The 23,708-nt window shown below is 47.6% G+C and carries 17 protein-coding genes; 11 read left to right on the top strand and 6 right to left on the bottom strand.

Features of this window, described 5'->3' with window-relative positions; genetic code table 11:
* The first annotated feature begins 201 nt into the window (after window positions 1–201).
* Together AC5JR3_RS09075 and AC5JR3_RS09070 are read left to right on the top strand one after the other, a co-directional pair.
* Window positions 202–723, top strand: a complete 522-nt coding sequence (locus tag AC5JR3_RS09075; RefSeq protein WP_495845138.1) for a hypothetical protein — start codon at window positions 202–204, stop codon at window positions 721–723.
* A gap of 161 nt (window positions 724–884) precedes the next feature.
* A complete protein-coding gene (locus AC5JR3_RS09070; protein WP_495845136.1) occupies window positions 885–2,969 on the top strand; it encodes an ATP-binding protein in 2,085 nt (694 codons plus the stop codon).
* Window positions 2,970–3,179: 210 nt separating this feature from the next.
* Here the strand turns inward: AC5JR3_RS09070 and AC5JR3_RS09065 are convergent, their stop codons facing one another.
* Window positions 3,180–3,641, bottom strand: coding sequence for an orange carotenoid protein N-terminal domain-containing protein (locus AC5JR3_RS09065; protein ID WP_495845134.1), 462 nt, complete (start codon window positions 3,639–3,641; stop codon window positions 3,180–3,182).
* Between the two features lie 633 nt (window positions 3,642–4,274).
* Between AC5JR3_RS09065 and AC5JR3_RS09060 the strand changes: the two genes are divergently transcribed.
* The 5 genes from AC5JR3_RS09060 (at window position 4,275) to AC5JR3_RS09040 (ending at window position 9,060) form a co-directional block, all read left to right on the top strand.
* On the top strand, window positions 4,275–4,991 hold the full coding sequence (locus AC5JR3_RS09060; RefSeq protein WP_495845132.1) for a PEP-CTERM sorting domain-containing protein: 717 nt from the start codon (window positions 4,275–4,277) through the stop codon (window positions 4,989–4,991).
* A 197-nt stretch (window positions 4,992–5,188) separates the two neighbouring features.
* Complete coding sequence (locus AC5JR3_RS09055; protein WP_495845130.1) at window positions 5,189–5,926, top strand: ferritin-like domain-containing protein; 738 nt, start codon at window positions 5,189–5,191, stop codon at window positions 5,924–5,926.
* Window positions 5,927–5,955: 29 nt separating this feature from the next.
* Entirely contained in the window at window positions 5,956–6,732 is a 777-nt protein-coding gene (locus AC5JR3_RS09050; RefSeq protein ID WP_495845128.1) for a ferritin-like domain-containing protein, read from the top strand.
* A 133-nt stretch (window positions 6,733–6,865) separates the two neighbouring features.
* Entirely contained in the window at window positions 6,866–8,167 is a 1,302-nt protein-coding gene (locus tag AC5JR3_RS09045; RefSeq protein ID WP_495845126.1) for a TldD/PmbA family protein, read from the top strand.
* A gap of 68 nt (window positions 8,168–8,235) precedes the next feature.
* Complete coding sequence (locus AC5JR3_RS09040) at window positions 8,236–9,060, top strand: DUF3153 domain-containing protein (RefSeq protein ID WP_495845124.1); 825 nt, start codon at window positions 8,236–8,238, stop codon at window positions 9,058–9,060.
* 89 nt (window positions 9,061–9,149) lie between these two features.
* Here AC5JR3_RS09040 and AC5JR3_RS09035 read toward each other — a convergent pair whose 3' ends face one another.
* Window positions 9,150–9,656 (bottom strand): hypothetical protein, encoded by a 507-nt coding sequence (locus tag AC5JR3_RS09035; protein WP_495845122.1) that lies wholly within the window; start codon window positions 9,654–9,656, stop codon window positions 9,150–9,152.
* A gap of 433 nt (window positions 9,657–10,089) precedes the next feature.
* On the opposite strand from AC5JR3_RS09035, the gene AC5JR3_RS09030 reads away from it, so the two are divergent.
* Window positions 10,090–11,976 carry a glycoside hydrolase family 10-like protein gene (locus AC5JR3_RS09030; protein ID WP_495845121.1) on the top strand — a complete coding sequence of 629 codons (1,887 nt, stop codon included), beginning with the start codon at window positions 10,090–10,092 and terminating at the stop codon, window positions 11,974–11,976.
* Here AC5JR3_RS09030 and AC5JR3_RS09025 read toward each other — a convergent pair.
* From AC5JR3_RS09025 to AC5JR3_RS09010, 4 genes are all read right to left on the bottom strand, one after another.
* Window positions 11,898–12,848, bottom strand: a complete 951-nt coding sequence (locus AC5JR3_RS09025) for an aspartoacylase (protein ID WP_495845119.1) — start codon at window positions 12,846–12,848, stop codon at window positions 11,898–11,900. The genes AC5JR3_RS09030 and AC5JR3_RS09025 overlap by 79 nt on opposite strands.
* A gap of 988 nt (window positions 12,849–13,836) precedes the next feature.
* Window positions 13,837–15,060, bottom strand: coding sequence for a DUF4336 domain-containing protein (locus tag AC5JR3_RS09020; RefSeq protein WP_495845117.1), 1,224 nt, complete (start codon window positions 15,058–15,060; stop codon window positions 13,837–13,839).
* 268 nt (window positions 15,061–15,328) lie between these two features.
* Window positions 15,329–16,657, bottom strand: coding sequence for a glycoside hydrolase family 3 N-terminal domain-containing protein (locus AC5JR3_RS09015; protein ID WP_495845115.1), 1,329 nt, complete (start codon window positions 16,655–16,657; stop codon window positions 15,329–15,331).
* Between the two features lie 51 nt (window positions 16,658–16,708).
* Window positions 16,709–18,898 (bottom strand): FAD-dependent oxidoreductase, encoded by a 2,190-nt coding sequence (locus AC5JR3_RS09010; protein ID WP_495845113.1) that lies wholly within the window; start codon window positions 18,896–18,898, stop codon window positions 16,709–16,711.
* A 212-nt stretch (window positions 18,899–19,110) separates the two neighbouring features.
* On the opposite strand from AC5JR3_RS09010, the gene AC5JR3_RS09005 reads away from it, so the two are divergent.
* The 3 genes from AC5JR3_RS09005 to AC5JR3_RS08995 all read left to right on the top strand — a co-directional run bounded on the left by AC5JR3_RS09005 (window position 19,111) and on the right by AC5JR3_RS08995 (window position 23,652).
* A complete protein-coding gene (locus AC5JR3_RS09005; RefSeq protein WP_495845111.1) occupies window positions 19,111–20,019 on the top strand; it encodes an alpha/beta fold hydrolase in 909 nt (302 codons plus the stop codon).
* A gap of 511 nt (window positions 20,020–20,530) precedes the next feature.
* Entirely contained in the window at window positions 20,531–21,706 is a 1,176-nt protein-coding gene (locus tag AC5JR3_RS09000; protein WP_495845109.1) for a PAS domain S-box protein, read from the top strand.
* A gap of 773 nt (window positions 21,707–22,479) precedes the next feature.
* Window positions 22,480–23,652, top strand: coding sequence for a phospholipase D-like domain-containing protein (locus AC5JR3_RS08995; RefSeq protein WP_495845107.1), 1,173 nt, complete (start codon window positions 22,480–22,482; stop codon window positions 23,650–23,652).
* The last annotated feature ends 56 nt before the right edge of the window (window positions 23,653–23,708 follow it).

Genomic DNA, 23,708 nt, shown 5'->3' with positions numbered 1-23,708 from the left:
CTGTGTGATGGTGCCTTTAGGTAGATGACGTAGAGTTCTAAGTTCAGGATAATCTTCTTTTAGAATTTTAAGAATTCCAGATGTTGTTATTAACCCTATGTAAGCTGGTGTCCCATGGCTAACGGGCACGATTGAGTTAGGTAGAAACCAAGCGATGAGGATTTCAATCCTTTTATTTCTCTATACCAACGAAATTTAAACGTGAGTTCCGAAAATAAAGAAAAATTCGACATTGAGTACCAGGCTGGTCAGGCAGCTTTTGAGGGGGGTGAATATCGCCTTGCTGTCCAACGCCTAGAAGCCGCCTGTGCTTTAATTTCTCAGAACTCTCGCCTGGGAGGAGAGGCGCAACTTTGGCTAGTGATGGCTCACGAAGCTGCTGGGCAAAACAATGAAGCGATCGCCCTTTGCCAAAACCTGACTCGTCATCCCGATCCCGAAACCAGCAAACAAGGCAAGCGCTTACTCTACATCCTGAAAGCGCCCCAACTCAATCGTCCTGCTGAATGGATGACGGAAATTCCCGACCTCGGAACCATTGCAGAAAGTATCCCTAAAGACCGTCGCGGGACTACTAGCATGGCGACGCAGAAACGCCAACGCGACCTTACAGAATTAGAACCCCTTGATTTAACTCAAGTCAATACCAAAGACAATCAGTTTATCTGGATTGCCTTACTCGTTGTGATTTTGACCCTCGGTGGGCTGCTGTGGTTGAGCTAGCGGCAGCTCCTCCCGAAGTCGTGGTGTGGGAAGCCTGGGAAAGTGTTACTCCTAGGGCTAGTACAAGTAACACACTACTCGCTACTGAATTGAGTATGCAGTATCGAGCAGACGATAGGCACTAGTTCAATCTTGCCGAGTTATTTGAGGGAGTACAGCCAGTGCCATTATCTCTAGAAGAGCGTTTGAGAGCAGAGCGGCATCGTCAATTCGTTGGTCGTACTCCCGAGCTGAATTTATTTAAAAGCGCGATTGCCGCAGCGGAATTACCCTTTTGCGTCTTATACCTCTTCAGCCCTGGTGGTGTCGGGAAGACGACTTTACTAGGAGAGTTTGCACGGCTCTGCAAAGAGGCGCAAATACAGGTCACTTACTTAGACGCCCGCCACCTAGAACCCACACCTAACTCGTTCCTCAGGGCGCTGGAAGTGGCGATGGTGCCACCCCAGCAGTCTGCCCTACAAACCTTAGCTGACAGTAGCGATCGCCACGTTATTTTAATTGATACCTACGAAACCCTCGCCTCTCTTGATGAATGGCTGCGCCAAGAGTTTCTTCCTACCCTCTCAGAAAATACTCTCATTGTTCTAGCAGGTCGCCAATCTCCTAGCGCCCCTTGGCGATCTGATCCAGGCTGGCAAGCCTTGATGCACTTATTGCCGCTACGCAACCTCTCTCCAGAGGAAAGCCGCACTTACCTGACTAAACGACAAATCCCCAAAGCGCAGCATCAAGCGATTCTCGACTTTACCCACGGTCATTCGCTGGCTCTCTCGATGGTGGCTGATGTATTGGCTCAAAGACAGGACATCACCTTTCAACCGGAAGGGGTGCCAGATGTGATCAAAACACTCCTAGACAGATTTGTGCAAGAGGTACCCAGTAACGCCCACCGGATGGCGTTGGAAGCTTGTGCAAGCGTGCGTCTGACAACTGAAGCCCTATTAGCGAAGATGCTAGCAATACCTGATGCCCATGAGTTATTCAACTGGCTGCGCGGACTGACGTTCATTGAGTCAGGGAAGCTGGGTATATTTCCCCATGACTTAGCGCGGGAAGTTTTGATTGCTGACTTGCGCTGGCGCAATCGCGATTGGTACACCGAACTCCATCAACGCGCCCGCACCTATTACACGACACGCTTAGGGCAAACTCAAGGTCAGCAACAGCACCGCCTTCTCTTTGATTACATTTTTCTCCATCGCGATAACCCAGCCGTTAGACCGAGTTTTATCTGGCAAGAAAACAAAAGCCTGACGACGGACACCCTCCAGGAAACCGATCGAGACGCCTTGCTAGAAATGGTAAGCGATCGCGAAGGAGAAGAATCAGCAAAACTAGCCGCCTACTGGATAGCAAGGCAACCGCAGGGAGTGCTAGTCTTTCGAGATGCTGCTTTATCAAAGCTGGCTGGATTTATCATGATGCTGGCACTCCATCATGCCAGTGAGGAAGATTTACAAATAGATCCGGCGGCGGCGGCGGCTTGGAATTACCTCCAAAATCATGCCCCCTTACGCCCTGGTGAAGGGGCAACTCTCTTCCGCTTCTGGATGGCACACGACACTTATCAAGCCGTTTCACCTATACAAAGTCTGATCTTCATTACCTTTGTGCAACATCATCGCAATACAGCCGGGCTTGCCTTCACCTTTTTTCCCTGTGCAGAACCAGATTATTGGACAGCGATGTTTGCCTATGCCGACTTGACGCGTATTCCTGAGGCGGATTTTACAGTCGGGGGGCGTCGCTATGGCGTTTACGGACATGACTGGCGAGTGATATCACCTGCCGCTTGGCAAGAACTGCTGGCTCAACGAGAGGTGGCAGCTTCTGCCCTGGCAATTTCCCCCTCACAAGTGACTGAACCCTTACTCGTCTTAAGTCAGTCTGAGTTTGTTAGTGCTGTGCAGGATGTGTTTCGTCAATTTTCTCGCCCTAATGCCCTTCAGAATAATCCCTTGTTGCGATCGCGATTATTAGTTGAACAAGTGACAGGCAAGGTGAGTGCTGCCGAAGGCATTACCATGTTGCAAACTCTTGTCAAAGAAGCGACTGAATCCTTACAGTCATCACCCCGCGATCAAAAACTGTACCGTGCCTTAGAGCGCACTTATTTAAATCCCGCCCCCACCCAAGAACAAGCGGCTGAATTGCTAGATTTACCCTTTAGTACCTATCGCCGCCATCTCAAGTCAGGAATGACGCGAGTGGCGGAAACTCTCTGGCAACGGGAAATCAGTTGATATCGCAGTCAACCTATAGGTTAGGACACTCCTGATTCCTCAAGGAAGCGTGCTGGTTGAATATTAACTCACCGACTCAGCACTTTGCTATATCAATGGCGCGGGGGCTAAAGCCCTAACTACAAACCTAGAATTATTTACAAGTCCTACTTAGCGGGACTATTTTTAAGGGCTTGGCATTGCCAAGCCCCTAATGCAACTAAAACTCGCTTAGTTTTTGTCAGCGCCCATTTCGATTACGGCACTACGCATGAAGTTGATCCGCTCTTCAAAGTCCAACTGCTTGATTTGCTGTGTGAACTCCTCAGTTTCCGAAGGTAGTTCGTAGTCACCCGGCACTTGGATAACCGTACCTTCTTCCATTCCTTGTGCTAGACGCAGCCAGGTATCCAGCTTACCACTGGAACTCAAGGCGTGGTAGGAACGGGTGATATCATTATCGGCTCTGCTAACGATGTCGCGTTGCGCTTGCAACTGCTCTTCTTTGGACATTGCCTTGATGGTGTCATACAAAGCTTCAGCCGTTGTTTGAGCAGAAGTTTGGTTAGCAGGAGTCAGTTGCTCTTTCATATCCAGATAACCAAACCACAAAACGGCAAGCTTGGTATCAGCATCAAAGCCTTGAAACTTTTGTAAAGCTTTTTTTGTGGTTTCGTTAGTTGCAAATGTCATATATATCTCCGATTGAATTGTTTGCTTGCTTAGTTGTCCAAGCAAATGAGGCAGCGTTAATCTGCTCCTCACTTAACAATTTTTAATATGCTTTCCAATGAGATTAACCCCACTGAAGATAGATATAGGGATCACTGCTGATGACAGATGTAAATTACCAATTTCTGACTGGCAACTTTTCAATCCTTAATATAAAAACTATTATCCTGGCTGTGATGTCATTCTTAGTTCTGGAAGAATGTCAACTATCTAAATTCAGATTTATTTCATTGTTTTTTAATGAATTCAATTCTCCGATGTATTACGTGGCTGAAAAAAATTGATGGGCTAAAAATTAACTAGAAAATGGACAGTTTTTGGTCTGGAAATGAGCACCAGGTGAAACCCAGTATTAGGACAGTGTGACGAGGATTTAGAACAGCCTAAGTTACTTAGAGTCCAGCTTGGCGATCGCTCATCAGGTAACTATTGCGTATACTTACGAAATTTAAAAATAGCCATTGTCTACCTTAAGGAAGATAGTTTAATTTCACTTTCGTGCGTCGAAAATAACCAATACGTAATAGATGCCAAACAGAGATTGACAAGTTAAAAACAGGACTTTCACAAGCGCCCTCAATAAGGAATTGTTCAATGAAAAAGATTGCACCGATAACTGTGTTATCTGTCCTGACGACCGTAATATTTTCTAGTCAAGCTCAAGCCGCTACATTCACCGAAATGGGTGATGCGGGGGAGACTCTTAGCACCGCGCAAGTTATTCCCTCAAAGGAAACGATGCTCCAGTCAATTTCTGGAACTCTCTCTGGAGATGCAGATTTATTCAAAATCTTTTTGAATGGCGATCCTTTCTCAGCAACAACAGTTGGAGGGGCTGATTTTCCAACACAGCTATCTCTCTTTGACTCTGAGGGAATGGGGGTCTATTTTAACGAGCGCACCTCCAGCAGTGTTGATCAATCTACCCTTCCTGCAAATAACCCTTTCACGCCAACTCAATCTGGCATTTATTATTTAGCCATCTCCGTTTTAGATTTAGATCCGATCAATGAAGCGGGTGACGATATTTTTCCCGATCTTGCTGATTTCTCTGTTGATGTTCCCTTAGACACCATCTTGACGGGAGTTTTTGAACCCACGGCGGCGGGTGCTATGTCGCCTCTAAGCGGTTTTGATGGTGCGATTTTGGACGAGGGCGGAAGCTACACCATCGCCCTCACAGGAGCCACGGGAGTGGCAGCTGAAGGTCAGTCTGTCCCCGAACCCGCCTCAGCCCTAGGGCTACTGGCGATTGGTGCGTTGGGTTTAGTTTCTCTGCAAAAAAACAACAAAAGCAAAAAGATTTGCTAGCCCTATTTCCCATCTTGTTTGACACTTTATACCTTCTACCTACCAAGTGGCACCGACTTTAAAGCGTAGCTATTTACAAATGAGGGTTTTGCAAGTGCCAAACAACTTGCGGCATTAGGAAATTCGCTAATTGAAAAAACCACCACTTTTGAGCTTTTAAAGCAATGAAGTGTGTCTCACTTCAGGAGCAACTTTTTATGAGTTTGTCAATCCAGCCGTTAGGAAAAAGATCGTCCGCCTCGCGGCGCAAATTATTGAAATGGGGTCTGTTTGGTATTGGTACCTTAGCCCTGACAACTCTACCCAAAGCAGTAACAGCACAGAGTAGTAATGGTGCTAAAACTCTCACCTTTAATGCTGACGATGATGGCATCCTCAACTTTGCGCTACTGCTAGAGGAACTAGAAGCCGCATTTTATGCGGCGGTTGTCCGCTCTGGCAAAATTCGCGATCGCAAGGAACTGGAATACATGCGAGCGTTAGGGAATCATGAAGCCGAGCATGTGAAATTCTTGCGGAGCGTACTGGGTGGAAATGCGACCTTCCAGACGAGAGATCTGCGCTTTAATCGTCCTGGGCTAAATGTATTGTTGCGCGATCGCGAAACCATCTTAAATACAGCCGTCGCCTTAGAAGATACAGGCGTCCATGCTTATAACGGTGCGGGCCCAAGCCTCAAGAACCCCACCTACTTACTCGCTGCGGGTTCCATTGTCTCTGTTGAAGGTCGTCACGCGGCGGGAGTACGGGGGTTGCTAGGTCGTCCGGCGACAGAAGCTGATGGCGATCGCACAGGACGTGTTGACTTAGTAGAAAGCCTCAACCCCTTCCAAGGGCGCGCCTATGACGAGCTGTACACGCCGAAGCAGATTATCGGTATCGTCAGCGGACTGAATATTCTCAATAACCCCATCAACGGTACGCTCGTCGCTTGATCTGTAAGGAGAAATCCCCCATGAAATTTATGCCCAATCTGACAGTGCAGCAGGTAGCAACAAACAAGCCGCCTCGCTGGAACTTCCCACCCAAACTTAGCCGCTTCACTAAAGCGATCGCGCTAGTAGCTATTCTCTTTCTCTCCTTGTTCCTTGCCCCAGCTAAAGCGGCTTATGCTCAAGGTGCTATACCAACGCCCCAACAGGTCGTTGAGTATGCCCTAACTTTGGAAAAGCTAGAAGCTGATTTTTATAGAAAAGCTATTGATGCCACCAACGGCGGTGGTTTGGCAAGTGCGCCACAAATCGCCAAAGGAGCAATCGTCTCCTACGGAGAAGATGAGGCACAACACGTTGTTGACCTGTCGGCGGTGTTGAGAGCTTTGGGAGGCAACCCAGATGCCGTCACAATTCCCGCCAACCCCAACTACAGCGCCATCTTAGGTCGCGACCCCTTTGCTAATCCTGCCGATTTTCTGCTCGCGGGGCAGTATGTTGAGGATTTGGGAGTCGCCGCCTACAAAGGGCAAGTGCAGAACTTGCTAGCAGCCGGAGAAGCAGGCAAAACGGTACTCGCTGGAGCCTTAGAAATTCACACGGTAGAAGCACGACACGCGGCAGGAATCCGCTTCCTACGGCAAACTCTCTTAGGTGCAGACATCCGCCCTTGGATTAGAAGTCCTCAAGAGGTGATTTATCAAGAAGTCCGTCCTGATTCCCCAATTCCCTTTGCTAGTGAAGCCTTTGATGGTTTTGCCACGATGGATGAGGTGCTAGCACTAGTTAAACCTATCCTCACTCCGTAGTCTTAAGCTTGTCTGATTTTATTGCAACTCACCAATCCAGCGAAGAGGTTTAGTCGCTGCATCTGGTGGGTTGTTTTTTTGTGACCGAGGAAGCAGATGATACTATCGGATCGCAACCTTCGCCATTGGTACTGTGAGTGCTTCGACCTTAGAGCAGATTCTCAAATTAGCCGCACCGCACGCTGAGGCGGCGGAAGTTTACTACCTCTCCAGTCAAGACACGCCGATTGAGTTTGAGAACAATCGCTTAAAGTCCTTGCAAACTAAAGCATTGCAAGGCGTTGCTCTGCGGGTGATTTGCCAAGGAAGATTAGGATTTGCTAGTTCCACCGATTTGACGCGCCTCGACGATCTGGTGGCGGCGGCGGTGCAGACTGCCGAAATTAGCGACCCGGCGGAGTTTGAGTTTGCCTCTAATGTGCAGCTAACACTACCAAAAAGTGAATTTACCCCACCGCCGACTCCAGACTTAGTCACCGTCGGCGAACACCTAATTGAACAAGTTCAGGCTTACAACCCGGATATCCTCGTTGATGTGGCGTTTCATATCCGTTCTGGTACGGTCAAGATTGCTACTAATAGGAATGTTTACGCCGAGCGGAGCAGCCAGGTGATCAGCACCAGTTTGTCTGGCAACTTGGTGAAGGGGGAAGATTTTCTTCAGGCGTACAGCTATGAAGTGGTGCGAGACGGAGTTCCAGATTACTCGCATATCCTGCAATCACTTTTGCAAAAGTACCAGCGAGCGGAAAAGCTAGCGACGATTAAAAGCGGCACGTTTCCTGTCTTATTTACCCCCAGAGCGGCGGCTAGTACCATTGGACGCTTGTTTAAGACGATTCTCTCCGGTCAAGCGGTGGTGCAAAAATCATCCCCCCTAGCAGACAAAAGGGGAGAGCTGTTATTTGACCCGCGTTTAACAATTTATGAAGACCCTAGTATTGGGGCTTCTGCTTGTGTGTTTGATGATGAAGGAACGCCCACTAGCCGCAAGGAGTTGATTGCTCAAGGTGTTGTGCAGGAATTTTATTGCGATCGCCACTGGGCATCTCGTGGCGGGTATCCCTTCAGGGGGAATGGCTTTCGTGGCGGGCTTTCTCGTCCTTCACCAAATTTAGTCAATCTCTGCATGATGCCAGGGAAAACCTCAATGGAGGAGTTGATTGCGGGGATGGATGAAGGATTGATTGTCGATCAAGTTTTGGGAGCAGGACAGTCGAATCAATTAGCTGGAGAGTTTTCGGTAAATCTGGATCTGGGGTACAAGGTAGAAAAAGGTGAAATTGTCGGTCGCGTGAAGAATACGATGGTCGCTGGTAGTATTTTTGAGGGGTTCCAGCATTTGGTAGATTTGGGCAATCAGCCGGAATGGATCGGCGGCGGGTCTTATCTACCGTGTTTGTTGTTTGAAGGACTGGGTGTGGCGGCGCGGTAGTAGTTTTTTAGGAACCCCGAACACAAACCTTGTACGCCAAGAGGGAAGAGAAGAAGGAGGACGTTGTTGTGAGACTAGCTACGGTTGATTGGTTGCAGAGTACCTACCGCACGGTGGTGCGTTTGCGGGTTCTGGTGATTCCTTTGCTGGCATCGCTGCTACTTTCTGGTTGTGTTAAGTACGATCTGGGAGTAAATTTTGAGGGGCCACATCAGGGAGCGATTGTTCACCATATTAAGCTTGGGGAAAAACTGACGAGCTTTAGCAATGATCAGGTACAGGATTGGCTCAAGAGTATTGAACGGCGATCGCATCAACTTCAAGGGAAGGTCAAGCGGGTTTCTGACAAGGATCTGCTCGTCACCATTCCTTTTAGTAGCGGTGCGGAGTTGGAGTCCAAGTTCAATCAATTCTTTAACCCCAATACTGAGGAAAAGTCAGTATCAAAGTCGTCGCTAGAGGCAGCTAATTTGCCTAACTTCGATTCCAAGTTCCATTTGGCTCAGAGTAACCTTTTGCTTTTACAGCGCGATCGCTTGAGCTACGACTTGGATTTGCGATCGCTGGGCGTTCTTTCTAGCAACGGTAATGTGATTGTCAGCCCTAGCTCGCTATTCGATTTGCAGTTCGCCTTGGAAACCCCTTGGGGCGCACGCAGCATTCAAAAGGCAGAAAATGCGATCGCTCCCGATGTCTACTACAACGGACATCAGTTAGTCTGGAAGCTCGAACCCGGACAAATCAACCATATAGAAGCCGTCTTCTGGATGCCTAACCCGTTGGGTTTAGGAACGGTGTTAATTTTCGCATTGATAGTCGTTGGTTTCTATCTGAAGTACAAGCGTTTTCCCTGGACGGAGGCAATTGTCCCTCCTGCTGTACCTCAGAGCTAGCGGCCATAGTTTGAAAGAGAAGACAACCTATAGTAGGGGCGAACAACCGTTCGCTCCTAGTGCGGCGCTTGCTCCCCTGCTCCCCCAAACTAGGCGCTATTGATCCTCAGATCAATGGGCTGGGGGTTGTTGAGGTCAAACCGGATAGAGTTGGCTCCCCAACTGCGGAAGTCTGGTGCTATCCGTGTCAACTTTTGCAAGATATCGTCATTCACCCACAAAATTAGGGGGAAAGCAAACTGTTTGCGAAACTCCTCTCGCACTAAGTTTGTTGCTTTGAGCAGTTGCTCTAGGGTGATTACAGACTCTAATCCAAACACCATTAAAGCTGGGGGCTGCTCCTCTGCAAGGGCTACTTGAATGGTTGTAAATAGCTTATTGACTGAAGGATGCAGAATTAATTCTTGAATTTCGATGGGAGATAACTCATGTAGCCGGGTGACAAGTTGCTCTCTTAGGGGTAGAGAGTTGCAGCACGCCAAAATCAGCGAGAACTGCCCTTGAGACAAGGCAATGCTTCTGGCTAATCTTCTGAGCGATCGCTCATAGTTGACGCTGTTGCTGTTTGTTTCTGAGTTGGTGTAGGGGTCAATCATAGGGAACTCCGGAGTAGCCTGTCGATTAGGAATTTTGTTGACTTCCTAAGAGCGGATGATTTCACACGTTAATGCCTACACTTCTCTATTGTATCTTTCAGAAAATTTAGGCAATCGTTACATAACTTAAAGAATTTATCAGTAGACTCACGTATAAAACTCGCACAGTTCTCCGTAAATCTACTAGAGCCTAGGGGCTGAAAATGCTCTGAAGTCTCAAAAATTTAAGCGGGTGATCAAACTCGATATGTTCATCATGCACATTGGGCGTGTAAAGCGCATGGAGACTCCCGGCGAAAATTGCGCGGCGCGAAGTCTAAAGTCAGGCAACGCATTAATTAATGGGTGAATGCAACATAAGCTAAGTTGCCTAAGTCATGGGAAATTGATCGCAGACCTACGTGTCTTTTAGATAATTCAATCGGTGTCCCCTATGAATCGGTTTGTCAAAAACCTTTTTACCGCCTGTGCAGATGGGCTTTGTGCTTTTAGTCGTGCCTGTGGGCGTCAAGCTTGGCTAGTCTTTTTATTTATCTTAGGCATCACACTAGCGGTGGTGAAGCCACCTGCGGCTTACTCGCAAAGCACCTTTTCTGATGTTCAGGGAACTTGGGCGCAACCCTGTATCGAACAGCTTGCACAGCAGCAAATCATTAGTGGCTACCCCGACGGCAGCTTTAAACCGAGTGCGTCTGTTACCAGAGCAGAATTTGCAGCGATGTTAGCGCGGGCGTTTCCCACTGCATCTGAAGTAAACAGTGGGAGTCAGTTTATTGATGTGCCAAACAGTTACTGGGCGCATAACGTGATTAGCAAGGCAGCCCGCACGGGATTTCTCTCTGGTTATCCGGGTCAAATTTTTCGACCGACGCAACGAATTCCCCGCGTACAGGTGTTGGTGTCGCTGGCAAATGGGTTGAAGTATGTGCCGACAGAGGCGGCGGCGACAACCTTAAATGCAGCATTTACAGATACAAAAGCGATTCCTGAGTATGCAACAGAAGCGATCGCCGCTGCTACAGAAAGACAGTTGGTGGTAAATTATCCGAACGTGCGATCGCTTAATCCCAATCAATCTGCTACTCGTGCCGATGTCGCGGCGTTCTTGTGCCAATCAACAGGCATTGCCAACGCTATATCTAAGCAATACATTGCCGCCGTTCCAACCTCCGCCCCCAACTACAACGCTCAAAAACGCGAGATACGCGGGGTATGGCTAACCAACATTGATAGCGATGTGCTGTTTTCCCGGAGCAAACTGACCAGCGCCATCGAACGCCTCAAGCAACTGAATTTCAACACCCTCTACCCCACCGTCTGGAACTGGGGCTATACACTTTACCCCAGCCAGGTGGCCGAAAAAGTCACTGGACGAGCCGTCAGGTTGGTGACACCTTTAGACGCAAACCTCGATCCCGATATGGGAACTAAAGGGCGAGACATGCTCAAAGAGATGATCGAGTTGGGACATCAAAAAGGAATGCGAGTCATTCCCTGGTTTGAGTTTGGCTTCATGGCACCTGCGGATTCCGAATTAGCCAAACGCCATCCCGACTGGCTTACCCAAAAGCAGAACGGTGTAAAGACAGAAAAAGAAGGAGTTCACAGCCGCGTTTGGCTCAATCCCTTTAAACCAGAAGTGCAGCAATTCATCCAAGATTTAGTGGTTGAAATTGTCAGCAACTACAACATTGATGGCATCCAATTTGACGACCACTTTGGCTTGCCTTCTGACTTTGGTTACGACCCCTACACCGTCGCCTTGTACAAACAAGAACATGGCGGTAAATCTCCCCCTGCTAATCCCAGAGATCCCGCATGGGTGCGCTGGCGGGCAAACAAAATGACTGATTTTATGACGCGGGTATTCCGGGCAGTTAAAGACAAGAAACAGAATGTCATCGTCGCCCTTTCCCCCAATCCTCAACGTTTTTCCTACGAATATTTCTTAGCGGATTGGGAAACGTGGGAACGACGCGGTTTGGTGGAAGAACTGATGGTGCAGATTTATCGGGATGACTTCAATGTCTTTATCTCAGAATTAGAACAACCCGACATAAAAGCCGCACGCAGTCATATTCCTGTTGGTATCGGCATTCTTTCCGGACTCAAAAACAAACCCATTCCCCTATCCCAAATCAATCGGCAGGTTGAGGCGGTACGACAACGCGGATTTGCTGGGGTATCGTTCTTCTTCTACGAAACCTTGTGGAACAACGCTTCCGAACCCTCTAACCAGCGTCAGTCTGCTTTTGGGTTACTCTTCCCCATGCCCGCAGAACCCCCCACTTTGTTAGAAGATTCGGAAGGGTCAACGTAAATTAATTGCTTTTGGGTTAAACACATGGCAATGCCTTTTTCGTAGTAAGCGGCTTCGTTGATGAAAACGGGATAAACGGTTGATTTTCCTTCATAGGCGATCGCTTGACCATCAAAGCTCAGAAATAAGGGATCGCCTGGATGCAGGGCTTCGTAATCTTTCCCTTGAAGCTGAGGGTGGATCATTGCCTGAATCTTGCCCTCTTGATTCCGTGGGTAGTCGATAATTCCCAGGTATTCATAGAGGGCGAAGGTGCGATCGCTGAGTAGGGTTTTCCCCTGGTTATAGGCTTCTAAATAGTCCAAAACGGCATAGATGAGTTCCTCCGTTTTGATAAAAAAGTCTGCATCGATCACGCCTTGGGCTACAGAACCTACCTCAATCGAAAAACTCAAGTCGCAAATAGACCGCAAGCAAGCATCTTTTTGACTATCTTGAGCGTAGCTATAAACCCTTACCAAGGGATTAATTGCACTGAGATAAGCCGCCAATTGCAAGTTGAAGGGATGGTTGTTCCCCAGAATAATTGTTAGCCCCATATTGGCGGTGGTGCTATGCAAATCCACCAGCAAATCGACTGGGGATTTACCTTGCGGTTTTAGCAACTGGTATATCGTCTTTGCACGGCGTTCTTCATAGTTAGAACTTGTCGGATCGTGCAAGTCTTGGTTGTGGAAGCAGCGATTCAAGTCTTTGTCGATGTATCGCCTGTTTACTTCAACGGCTTTGGGATTTCCTAATAATGTCAACGTTTCAAAACTGGAACGCTTAACTCGTTCGGGAAATCGCTGGAATTTCTCGATTAGGTATACCCCGGTTAGTTCATTCCCATGGATTCCTCCAACGATCGCCACTCGATTAATTGGGTTCATATTCTTCATTCCTCAAGTTCTGCTTGAGAAGGTTGTCTTCTTGCAATTACAGTAAGGGAGAGTATTACTATATGTCCAATATCTAATTAACTAAAATTTTATACTTATGAAATGCGGAGAAATGGGTTCAAAAGGCTAAGGAGCAAGGATTCTTACACGCTCCCAATCAACCGAGTTTTTGAGCTTAGTAATATTTTGCTGATAGTGAGAATTTTGACAAGGTTCTGAAGATTTCAAGACTAAGGTGTTAGCTGAGTTAGAGAAAGCTGATAATTTTGCTATTTAGGTACACGCTGGTTCCGGAGATTTCCCAGGAATTGCCCCTGAAATTAATGTTTGATGCGTGGTTTATTTCACCTAAAAAACGAATCAGACCTCCTAGAAATATCTCTAAGAGGTCTTCTCATTTTCTTATGAAGTTTGTTATACTGAAGGGTTTGAATATAGCGAGTAAAGAAATCAGATTCGACTGACTAGAAGAAAATAGACGTTTGCCGAGAATGGCTCTAGTATAGAGGAGTCCTATAACAAAAAAAAATGAATAGAGAAATCCGAGTATGGCTTTTCTTAGTCCTTGCCATACTCGTATCCGCTGCTGTAACAGGTATACCTAAATTACAGCAGCCTGAATTGATGGACTGTATCGTTGTTATTCTTTTATGGATAATCGACAAGCGATAGCTAAGGCTGAATCAGTTTAGCGCTGATTCTTAGACAATCGGGCTACTCTCGCCAAAGAGTATGCTCGATTTTTTTGTTGAGAACACATGACTGCATATGCCGTCATTACTATAATAATATAGCAGATGTGTATGGTAGTGCGTCAAATTTTGGTGGGTCGAGTAAAGTAGAGAGACCTTTACCCCCAAGCATGACCTCGCATTTGAGCCACTCCCGGAATAGGTAGCCTTCTGGCGGGAAGGGAGTAAGCAAAACTTGTGCCTCAGATCCCCGACTTCTTCAAGAAGTCGGGGATCTACATTCAGAGCTAAACCTTTTCCTGCGGTGGCGGCGTGATGCCAAACCCAATCAGGTTGTTATCCAGTTTCCTCAGTAAGCTAAAGTCTTCCTCCGGTAAACATTGGCTTTCGCCCTCAGCAAGAAGAGAATTCTTTTTAAGGAAGGCGAACGCCTGCCGAAACTGCTGCGGGCTTGTCTCAATCGGCGAGTCAAAGTGACAGGGAACAATCCGCTGAAAATTCCAGCTTGCCACCTTCTCTGCCCAGTCGAGGGTTTCCTGCGGTGCCCGGTTGAGAATCAGGGTTTGCAGAATTGGTGCGACAAATAGACGCCCGCCTCCTCGCAAAGCATCAAAGGACTGCTTCCAGTCCTCCTGCCATTTAAAGGGAAACCAACCGAAATAGGCTTTCTTCGACCGATCCGGAGCTTTAAGCGCATCGCGCACCGATTGCCCCATTTCCGCTACCTTCAGCGCACTGGGTTGGAAGTAAAGCGTAAACAGCGAGATGCGCTGCCATCCTTTGCGGCGGCTTGCCTCGTTGTCCTCAATAACATCGAAGGCATCATCCTTCGCGTGGAACAGCAACGGGTAGGGGTCAAGTTGGACGATTTCCGGCGGTTCCTCTGGTACAGAAAGCACCGAGTCAGTTATGAGCAGTGTACGCGATCGCTTATGGAAAAATGCCACTTCCTCAAACCGCCCTGGCCCAAGTTCAATGGCACCCAAGATCGCGTAGTCAAACTCATCAGCAAAGGGGACTTTGCTGCTATTAGATGGGAGTATCTGAGTGCGTTTGGAAGGAAAGCCCAGCCAGCTTAGGGGGAGATTTAAGGGAAAGCTCCACTGATTCGGGGCGACGAAAACCTGCGAGTTGGGAAACTGTCTGGCAAACGGGCCGACAAAGACCTTGTGCTCTAAGCCGGAAATAGTGGGCAAGATAATGTATTTAACGCCACCATGCTTTGCCACCAACTCCTTAACCAGTCGAATGCACTCTCTTGTCGGCGCAACAGGCGCATAGATCAAAAGCCCCCCAGCATCGAGCCTAATGACACTCATGCGAATCGGCACGGCGACATAGACGATACCCTGCACTTGGTCGAAAGTCCAAACGGTGTCCTTAACCACTTCTTTGCGAATTGTCCGCCGCTTGCCGTAGGGGTAGAGTGGCAAAGTGAGCCAGAAACGCCATGACCAGTCTTTAGAGCTAACTTGCTCCTGTATATTTTGCGCTGTTATTGCGGTATCCACTGCACGACCTCCTCCCAACTTCCCAATCCTCAAAACGGTTTTGCTCGTCGATAATGTTGGGTTCCTCAGCAAGAACGCTGCTTTGTAAGTTCCTCAACCCAACTGACAAGATGACCTTGTTTAATCTTATTAGGTTGGGCAGAGTGAAGCGTGCTGGTTGAGTGACAAATCTTTTCGGGTAGGTTGGGTTGAACAGCGTCAAACCCAACGCCAAAAAACTTTTAGCGCTCTACGGTCAATCAAGGAGTGTAGGACTTTTGTCAGTCAGTCAGGTTCCACTCTTGAGAAGTTTTTGATTTTGCTCTAATCTGACACGACTTCTTTCTAGTAAAGCACTATCCAGTTTTCCCGATTCTTCAGCTTTTAGCAAAGCTGACATTGCTGGATAGTATAAATCTTTGTCGTAAGCAATTAAGATTAAATCTACCCCTACATTAATCGCTTGAACAGTGGCAGCTTTCAATCCAGCTTTACTGCCATAAACGGCTTGCATAGAAAAGTCATCGGTAATCAACACTCCATCGTGCTGCCAATCATTTCTGATCAATTCTGTTACTACCTGATGCGAGAATGAAACGGGATTAACTGTATCTAATGCTGTTAACTTTGCATGTCCCAACATCGTAAACGCCTGAGATTTCATCATTTCCCGAAACGGTACCCAATCGTCCTTCGCTAATTCAGCAATAGAGGTTTGCAAATCCGCTGAGGCTAGATGAGTATCGTCCTCGACTCGTCCTAACCCAGGAAAATGCTTAATCGTACACCTCACCCCGGTTTGACCCAGGGCGTTGCAATACCACAACGCCACTGAGGCGACTACTTCTTTATCCGCTGAAATAGCACGCCGATAAATTTGAGAATATTTATCTTGAGGATTGACAACTCCTTTATTTAAATCCACTACGGGAGCAAAATTTAAATTAATACCTAGAGCGGATAACTCTTTACCTTGCTTGAATGCATACTGAATTACTTCCGATTTCTTTTGCTCATCACTTATTTCTTCCTCGACAATCTTAGATAAAGGAGGGAGTTGAGTTAGAGGAGGTGACAAGCGTGAAACGATACCTCCCTCTTGATCGCTGGCTACCCACAAGGGAGGTAAACCTTGAGAGGCACGAATATTTTGTAAACTTGAAATCTCTTCTTGAATTTCTTTGAATGTTTTATTATTTATATTTCTCCGAGTGATAAAAACACCAGCGATCGCTCTTTTTTCAACCAGCGTTTTGACTTCTGCCAAATCTCGATAACCAACGATAAAATGCTGACCGAGCTTTTCAAGTTGAGCAGCATTTTGGCTTAAAACATGTCGCTTAGTTAGGTTAAATTGTATTTGCTGAGTAATGGCAATAGCAAGGCTGCTACAACACAGTGCTACAACTAAAAAACTAATGATGGGCTTTGATTTGAGAGATTTTTGTTTGAAATTAAAAACTTCAAATGCTATTAAACCCAAACCTAAAACTAAGATTACCCAGAAAAATTCATTTCTAAGACTGGCTAAAAACGGCGTTCTTAGGGTGATGGCTATAAAGCAGAGTGATAAGGCGATCGCTACTTTAAAGATTTGGATTAATAGTGTGGTAGCCATAACTCTTTATCTATAGCTTTAGGATGAGCAATGCCCATCCTAAAGGCGGCTTCAGGGCGTAACTACTTCTACTGTGGAGGAGGTATCAGTTTCACGATTTATAGATGCAGGTTGAAGACGTGCAGTTCCGATTAAACCTAACTTCATGCGATACACCTCATAGAGAACTCTGGAAAGTTCGCGTCGCTGTAAGTTTCGGTTTGTTGTGGGAATTTTTGAGATTGCCAAGTTGTAAACTCCTGGCACAATTAACTGATCGACCTTCCTAATTAGGAAAGACAAATGGAGTTGAGTAATGGGTTGATCGGGTGCAAAGCGTCCGCTTCCCAATCCGGCAATTAAACCTTGTGCATACAGTGACTCAATGTTGACATACGCCCAATGGTTAGATGGGACATCAGAGAAGGTGGGAGTCGTTGGCGTGACTAAGGGTAAACCGAGAACTTTTACTAGTGCTGTACATACTACGGCTCGGTTTACAGGAGCTTGGGGGCGAAAGTTTAAGTTGGCATTGCTTTCGCTGCGGACAATACCTGCTGTGGCGAGTACCTGAATTGCCTCATAATCTGGGTCATCGTGGGTAATGTCATCAAACCAGATCAGGGGTACGCCATTGCGGGCAAGTAGCCCTTGTAACTTGCGTTTGCGTGGCTCATTGAGGACGATATCGCGGGCTTCCACGTTTTCTCTAATCGCCATTGCAGCTAAGGCTCCCCCCGCTTCTCCAATTGCCCACTCTACCGGATGCATGCGATATGCCCCGTTGGTGATGTGGGTTGTCCCGAGACTTTTAGAGGAGAGAATTAAGCCATCGGTATTGATGGGAACCAGCGCCCCCATTGAAATTGAAAAGGGCAAAGCCAGGACGTAGTCGCCGGGTAAACTCACTTGTCCCGGTTCGTCGTTGCCGTGAATGTCGAGGTAGTGATACTGACCGATGCCCACACTATCATCAAAGGTTCTTGCCCGCGCTTGTCCTGGGAAAAACGCTTTCGCCACATCTTGATGGCGGATAGTGCTCAGGGCTACGCCGCGACGGGCTTCCCGGATGTAGGGTTCTAGGGCAATACCGTCACTTGTCCAAGTGAGATCGCCACGGGGCTTTAAGTCTTTGCCTTCGCTAACCTGCAAAAAGTGGGCATAGGCACGGGAGCGATCGCGTGCTCGTTTTAGAGTTGCCTGACGTTCCTCTCGACTCACCCCGACAATGATACCGTTGCGGTAGTCGTTACCAATGTAGAATGATCCTTCTTTACCACTCGGCCCTCGCGGACTAGTACTCCAGTTCAGCACCGTCACGTCGCCGACACTAACATTGCTCTCCCTGAGGCTGACGCGCTGTAGGCGGCGATAACTGAAGATGCCGTAACTGTGAAAAAAGTCCCGCGCCTCCCAAACCAAATTACTTTTGCGTGTCCAAAACTTGCCTGTAAAGTCCGTTGGTAAAAGCCAGGGTTGTTCTCCATAGCCGATGGGCTTACCAATGGACACGCCCCTTCCCGGTGCTGTGCGCTCTAGGAGTACGCAGTAGGTAATTGACTGCTGACATCTAGGCAACGCTACTTCCGGCAAGAGGGGTTCCCCCGTTTCGCTGCGTGCTTCTTGTCCCACCCGCGACTCAATATTTCCTAGTTCCAGCAAGTCCCCTAGATCAGTTGCTTCAATGACAACTTGGCCGGAGACGGTAAAATTAGCCCCGTTTTGGGTATCTCGGAAAACCACCCCTGTCACCCGGCGACGCTGCCCAGATGTCGTGGTAATCACCTGCATGGGTTCAGCAAAGGGAATAATAATTAAGCGCTTTTGGGTAATGTAAGGGGCGATCGCCTCATTCAACGCTCTGGCTGAGGTGACAGGTGTCGTACACAAGGGACTCACCCAACCGCCACCGGGATTTTTTACCACTTGCCCACTCACGGCTTGTAATGACCGTTGCAGATTACGGAAGCTGCGATGAGTTTTAGAAATGCTATAAGCCTCACCGTTGGGAGACTTGAGCTGATCGCCGTCATCCGATGCAGGTAAGGCTTGGGCAGTAAACTGTCCTCCTAAAACTTGCTGGGGTATTACTAGGCAAACCACGACCTGCGGATCGGTTCGCAAAGCCCCCAAGGTAGCGGTATATGACGCTGTCGAACTCCCAACCACCAAAATCGGATAGGACAGTTGAGTGCCATTAGCCGGACGGGTAAAAGCGCTCTTACTTAAAATCCCGTTGGGTTGTTTAATACTGTCAACCATAGTGCTTCTTGTCTGGGAAGAAATTGCGTAGTGAGTACTAGGGAGTTGACTACATTGACAATAAGACTTTTTCCTGTGGGATGACTCCTGCTTCTTTACTTATGGCTTCAGTCGGCGCGGCAGTTTGTCACGCCCCTGGGATTTCACCTTTGGAGTGATGCAGGTTTCGGGGGGCTGTGGAATGTTATAGGCACCATTGAGAAGCTCGATTTATGTTTATACCACCCGGTTTTGTTCAGCAGTCTATCAACACCACGTTGGGAAGCATTGTTTACTACACCTCTGAGGGTCAACTGTGGTCTAGTGGCGAGGGTAATAATGACAGCGATCGCGAAACCTTAGTCTTTCTTCACGGCTTTGGTGGTGGCTCCTCTGCCTACGAGTGGTCTAAAGTTTATCCAGCCTTCGCTGCTGACTATCGCATTGTGGCACCAGACTTGATTGGCTGGGGACGCTCCAACCATCCCGCCCGGTTTTTCCGAATCGAGGATTATATCCTGAGTATCGGCGAATTTATGGGAAAGATTAGCGATCGCCCAACCACTGTCATTGCTTCTGGACTGACAGCCGCGTTTACCATTCGCACCGCGATCGCTCATCCTGAATTATTTAAGTCTCTGATTTTGACCACCGCCGCAGGTCTTTCTGATTTTGGAGAAAACTACACCCGTAACTTCTTTACTCAAGTCGTCAGTACGCCAATTCTCGATCGGCTACTTTACAGCACAGGGGTGGCTACAGATTTCGGCGTTCGCAACTTCTTAGAACAAAACCAATTTGCCCGTCCTGAACGAATTTATCCCGAAATCGTACAAGCCTACCTGGAATCCGCTCGACAGCCGCATGCCGAGTATGCGGCTCTATCTTTTGTGCGGGGAGATTTATGTTTTGATTTGTCCCGGTACATCACCCAACTTACCGTCCCCACCGCCATCATTTGGGGACAAAAGTCAGAATTTACAGGGCCAGAAGTCGGGCGTCGTCTTGCCGAAATGAATCCTCAAGCCGTGCGGATTTTTCAACAACTTGATGATGTCGGCTTGACTCCCCAATTAGAGCTTCCCGCCGTCACCATTGGACTCATCCGAAAATTTTTACCTCTACTAGAAAGCTCAGACTAAATAGCTATTCCCTGGGTTGTTGATGCCCAAGTAAGTAGGACATGTAAATATTATTGGTTTGTAGTCAGGGCTAAATTTCTCAATCTAGGGCTTCAGCCCTGACTAGGAAACCATTTAAGAGACTTGACAGAGCTTCACTAGACCTCTTGCAAAAATGTATTAGACCCCTCCCCAACCCTCCCCTTAGTAAGGGGAGGGGGCAAGATTTCAAGTCTCCCCCCTTACTAAGGGGGGATTAAGGGGGGTCTATTCGGCTTATGCAAAAGGTCTACTACATAGTTTGATTGATTCTCGCCTCTTACCTTATGCCGTTTGAGCATTACCTAAAACCGCTTCTTGAGGTGATTAGCAAATCTACATATCTATCTATCGATAGAGTCGTAAAAAATAGCCATCTAGTGACTCTTAGGAAGATCTAAAATCTCTGAAGCGGCTTACTAAAACCGATTTGAGGAGATAGCAGGGAAAAGAGAAATTAGTTTTAGTCAAGGGTAGCTAGGAAAAGCTTGAGATGAATATAGAAATGTTTACTCAGCGGGTGGAGGCAATCAACTGGCGGCTAGCACAGTTGTACCGCAACGCCAATGTGGGAACGCTAGCGCAACCCGATTTGCTCCCAACCGCCTTCAAGGAACTGGGTAGCGCCTCAGAAGAATTGCAGGTAGCAGCAGAAAAGCTTCTCCAACAGCAGGAAGAACTAGCCGCAACACACGAACTGCTGCAAATCGAACGCCAACGCTACCAAGATTTATTTGAGTTCGTACCGGAGGCGTACCTAGTTACTGATGTACGCGGTGTGATTCGAGAAGCCAACCAGGCGGCGGCTACCCGGCTCGGCGTCAAGCAGGATTTCTTGATCGGCAAACCTCTGCTGGGTTTGATTCCCCTAGAAGATCGTCAAGACTTTCGTTCCCAACTGAGCCAGATAGATCAGCGCGAGCAGATAAGGGAGTGGAAATTCCGTCTGCAAAACCATCACGGCGTTTCCTTTGAGGCAACTATAACCCTGGCGACTAGACGTAATTCAGACGGGAAAGTAGTTACCCTACGCTGGTTAGTGAGCGATATTTGCGATCGCCAACAGGCTCTCAAGGCGTTAGAAAAAAAAGATCACGATCTCTGCTACCAGAAGCCTTTAGAAACCTATACAAAGGGAGAACTGATCCCTCTCAATCCCCAGGCAATTTGGATTGTTTCTCAAGGAATCGTCAAGCTGAGTACCCTTTGTGACAGTGGCGAAGAGGTGATGGTAGGATTAGCCGTCCCTTCTATGCCCTTTGGAGCGGCAATGACGACTCTCCAAACCTACCAAGCAACAGCGCTCTCAGATGTCAAATTAGCCAGCATTTCCCTCACTGAAATCGCGGCTTCCCCACATTTAACCCAGACCCTTTTGCCTCTGATTAACCAGCGGTTGCAACAAGCCGAAGCCTTTTTAAGAATTTTTGGACAGCGACGGGTGAAAGACCGCCTGCAAGCGCTGTTGCTATTTCTCAAGCGAGAAATTGGTCAACCCGTCCCAGAAGGAACTCGTCTGAGCGTCCGTCTGACTCATGAAGACTTAGCCAGTGCCTGCTGCACGACGCGAGTCACAGTAACGCGAGTACTATCCACCTTACAGGAACAAAGAATGATTGCCTTTGACCCGAAGTCCCACATCATTTTGAAAGACCTAGATGAAGGATGAAGTGTGAAGGATGAAGGATGAAGGGTGAAGGATGAAGGGTGAAGGGTGAAGGATGAAGGATGAAGTGTGAAGGATGAAGGGTGAAGGGTGAAGGATGGAGGATGAAGGGGGAGTAGGGTAGATAAGTAGCAGGATCTAATGAACGTGGGGTGGGCAATGCCCTTGATAAGCTTAAAATTCTACAAAAAGTTGTTTCTGGGGAATGCCCATCTTACAACTTGGTTAGGGTTGTTTAAGCGCACTTGTTTAATGAAAATCCTCTAAATGATAGCTAATACTTTTAATTTTTAGTTATCAGCAATTGGTTTTTAAATTTAACTGGTATGTAGATTTTTAAAGTTAAGTGAAGGAGGTTGAAACTCAGTGGCAGTCGCAGAACGTCCTCGCGTTTGCTTAAATTATTCCTCCCAAAGAAGCTTTTAAAGCTGTTGCACGTTTAACTAACATATTCCTGGAACTGGCTTTTGTTGAGGATTGGAAAGAGTGTCAATATCCTAGATAGTTAGGTTTTAAGGCTTCTTATCCAGTCCCCGATCGCCAAGCCACAATCCTGAAACGATTAATAAAATCATGCCCTTTAGATGCACAGCCGCTTAATTTTTCAACTTCCCCCGTCCAAAGCAACAGCTCTTTTCCCCCTATCATCTAGTGTGACAAGAACATCACTAAACCCCTGGATGTGGTGGAGTCTTGGAGTTTTCCTGGTCTTACTACTAGTTTTGTTGTTTATCCTCTATCTTCAGGGGGCATTTTACAACAAGGTTGACTACAGGATGAAAGAGGTTCCGGGCTTAGAGGAGCCTCATTTTCCGCTGGCGATGATGGGCGTATCCGCCTCCCACCTCACCCACGGCAAGCCAATCGGTTATTGGTTTAATATCGATGCTATTTATAAAGCCAGAGAGGAGGCAATCCGTAGCGCTCGGCATACAATCCACTTTGAAACCTTTTATATGACCCCTGGTCGCCGCGCTGACGATTTTGCGGCTGCCTTGATCGAGCGAGCCAAGGCGGGGGTTGAGATTCAGCTCATTGCCGATAGATTCGGTGTGAACGCGATTCCTAAGGAGTACTGGCAGAATTTACAGGCGGCGGGTGTTGATGTCCGCTTCTTCCACAAGTTCAGTTGGAAGGCTCCCCTAACTTACAACATCCGTACCCACCGCAAGCTACTGCTGATTGATGGAAAGATCGCTTTGGTGGGTGGTACAGGGGTTTCAGACCATTGGGACGGTATGAAAGAAACAGGTGATGAGGGCCCTTGGCTTGACTTTGAGATTGGCTTTCAAGGGCCAATTGTCGCTACTTTGGAAGGCATCTTCACGCAGCACTGGATGTATGTGGGGGGAATCGGTAGCTTAAGTCAAAAAATCTTTCAACCTAGCGTCACGAATGGGCCAACCATCCTCGTCACGCCGAGTGAATTTCCTAGTGCCAGTTCGTCGGTTCATGCGCTCTTCTACACGAGTGTCCTCGCGGCAAAAAAGCGGCTGTGGATTGCTAGTCCTTACTTTCTGCCAGATCGCAACTCCCGGAATGCCCTTCTCAAGGCTAAAGAAAAGGGGGTTGATGTGCGTGTTCTAACGGTAGGCCCGCACAATGACAAGCAGATGGTCTATTATGCCGTCCGGGAACGTTACAGGGAGCTGCTCAGAGCTGGGATTGAAATCTACGAATACCAGCCGAGTATGATGCACGCCAAGGTGTTGCTAATTGATGAACACTGGGTGGGAACTGGAAGTGCCAATTACGATCCGCGCAGTCTTTTCCACAATGACGAACTCAATGTCTCCTTAGCTGAACCTAAGTTTGCGGAATTTGTGGAGGAGTTCTTCCAACATGGGTTTTCTAAGAGCCGTCGCATCCATTTGGCAAAGTGGCAAGCTCGACCGCTGACAAATCGCCTGCTCGGTCGGTTGGCGCTATTTTTTCATTGGCAGCTATAACCTAGGCTCTGTCATATATATAGGTAGTCACAGTTATTCAGTTATTAGTTATTAAA

The sequence above is a fragment of the Kastovskya adunca genome, from assembly GCF_059505785.1.
Note: the sequence above shows the minus strand (reverse complement) of the source record. Positions and strands in the feature narration are given on the sequence as shown.

What these genes read in the sequence shown, in the direction of transcription:
- AC5JR3_RS09065 (WP_495845134.1), bottom strand. Translation starts at nt 3,641, where the DNA reads ATGACATTTGCAACTAACGAAACCACAAAAAAAGCTTTACAAAAGTTT.
- AC5JR3_RS09060 (WP_495845132.1), top strand. Translation starts at nt 4,275, where the DNA reads ATGAAAAAGATTGCACCGATAACTGTGTTATCTGTCCTGACGACCGTA.
- AC5JR3_RS09055 (WP_495845130.1), top strand. Translation starts at nt 5,189, where the DNA reads ATGAGTTTGTCAATCCAGCCGTTAGGAAAAAGATCGTCCGCCTCGCGG.
- AC5JR3_RS09050 (WP_495845128.1), top strand. Translation starts at nt 5,956, where the DNA reads ATGCCCAATCTGACAGTGCAGCAGGTAGCAACAAACAAGCCGCCTCGC.
- AC5JR3_RS09035 (WP_495845122.1), bottom strand. Translation starts at nt 9,656, where the DNA reads ATGATTGACCCCTACACCAACTCAGAAACAAACAGCAACAGCGTCAAC.
- AC5JR3_RS09030 (WP_495845121.1), top strand. Translation starts at nt 10,090, where the DNA reads ATGAATCGGTTTGTCAAAAACCTTTTTACCGCCTGTGCAGATGGGCTT.
- AC5JR3_RS09025 (WP_495845119.1), bottom strand. Translation starts at nt 12,848, where the DNA reads ATGAACCCAATTAATCGAGTGGCGATCGTTGGAGGAATCCATGGGAAT.
- AC5JR3_RS09015 (WP_495845115.1), bottom strand. Translation starts at nt 16,657, where the DNA reads ATGGCTACCACACTATTAATCCAAATCTTTAAAGTAGCGATCGCCTTA.
- AC5JR3_RS09010 (WP_495845113.1), bottom strand. Translation starts at nt 18,898, where the DNA reads ATGGTTGACAGTATTAAACAACCCAACGGGATTTTAAGTAAGAGCGCT.
- AC5JR3_RS09005 (WP_495845111.1), top strand. Translation starts at nt 19,111, where the DNA reads ATGTTTATACCACCCGGTTTTGTTCAGCAGTCTATCAACACCACGTTG.
- AC5JR3_RS09000 (WP_495845109.1), top strand. Translation starts at nt 20,531, where the DNA reads ATGAATATAGAAATGTTTACTCAGCGGGTGGAGGCAATCAACTGGCGG.
- AC5JR3_RS08995 (WP_495845107.1), top strand. Translation starts at nt 22,480, where the DNA reads ATGAAAGAGGTTCCGGGCTTAGAGGAGCCTCATTTTCCGCTGGCGATG.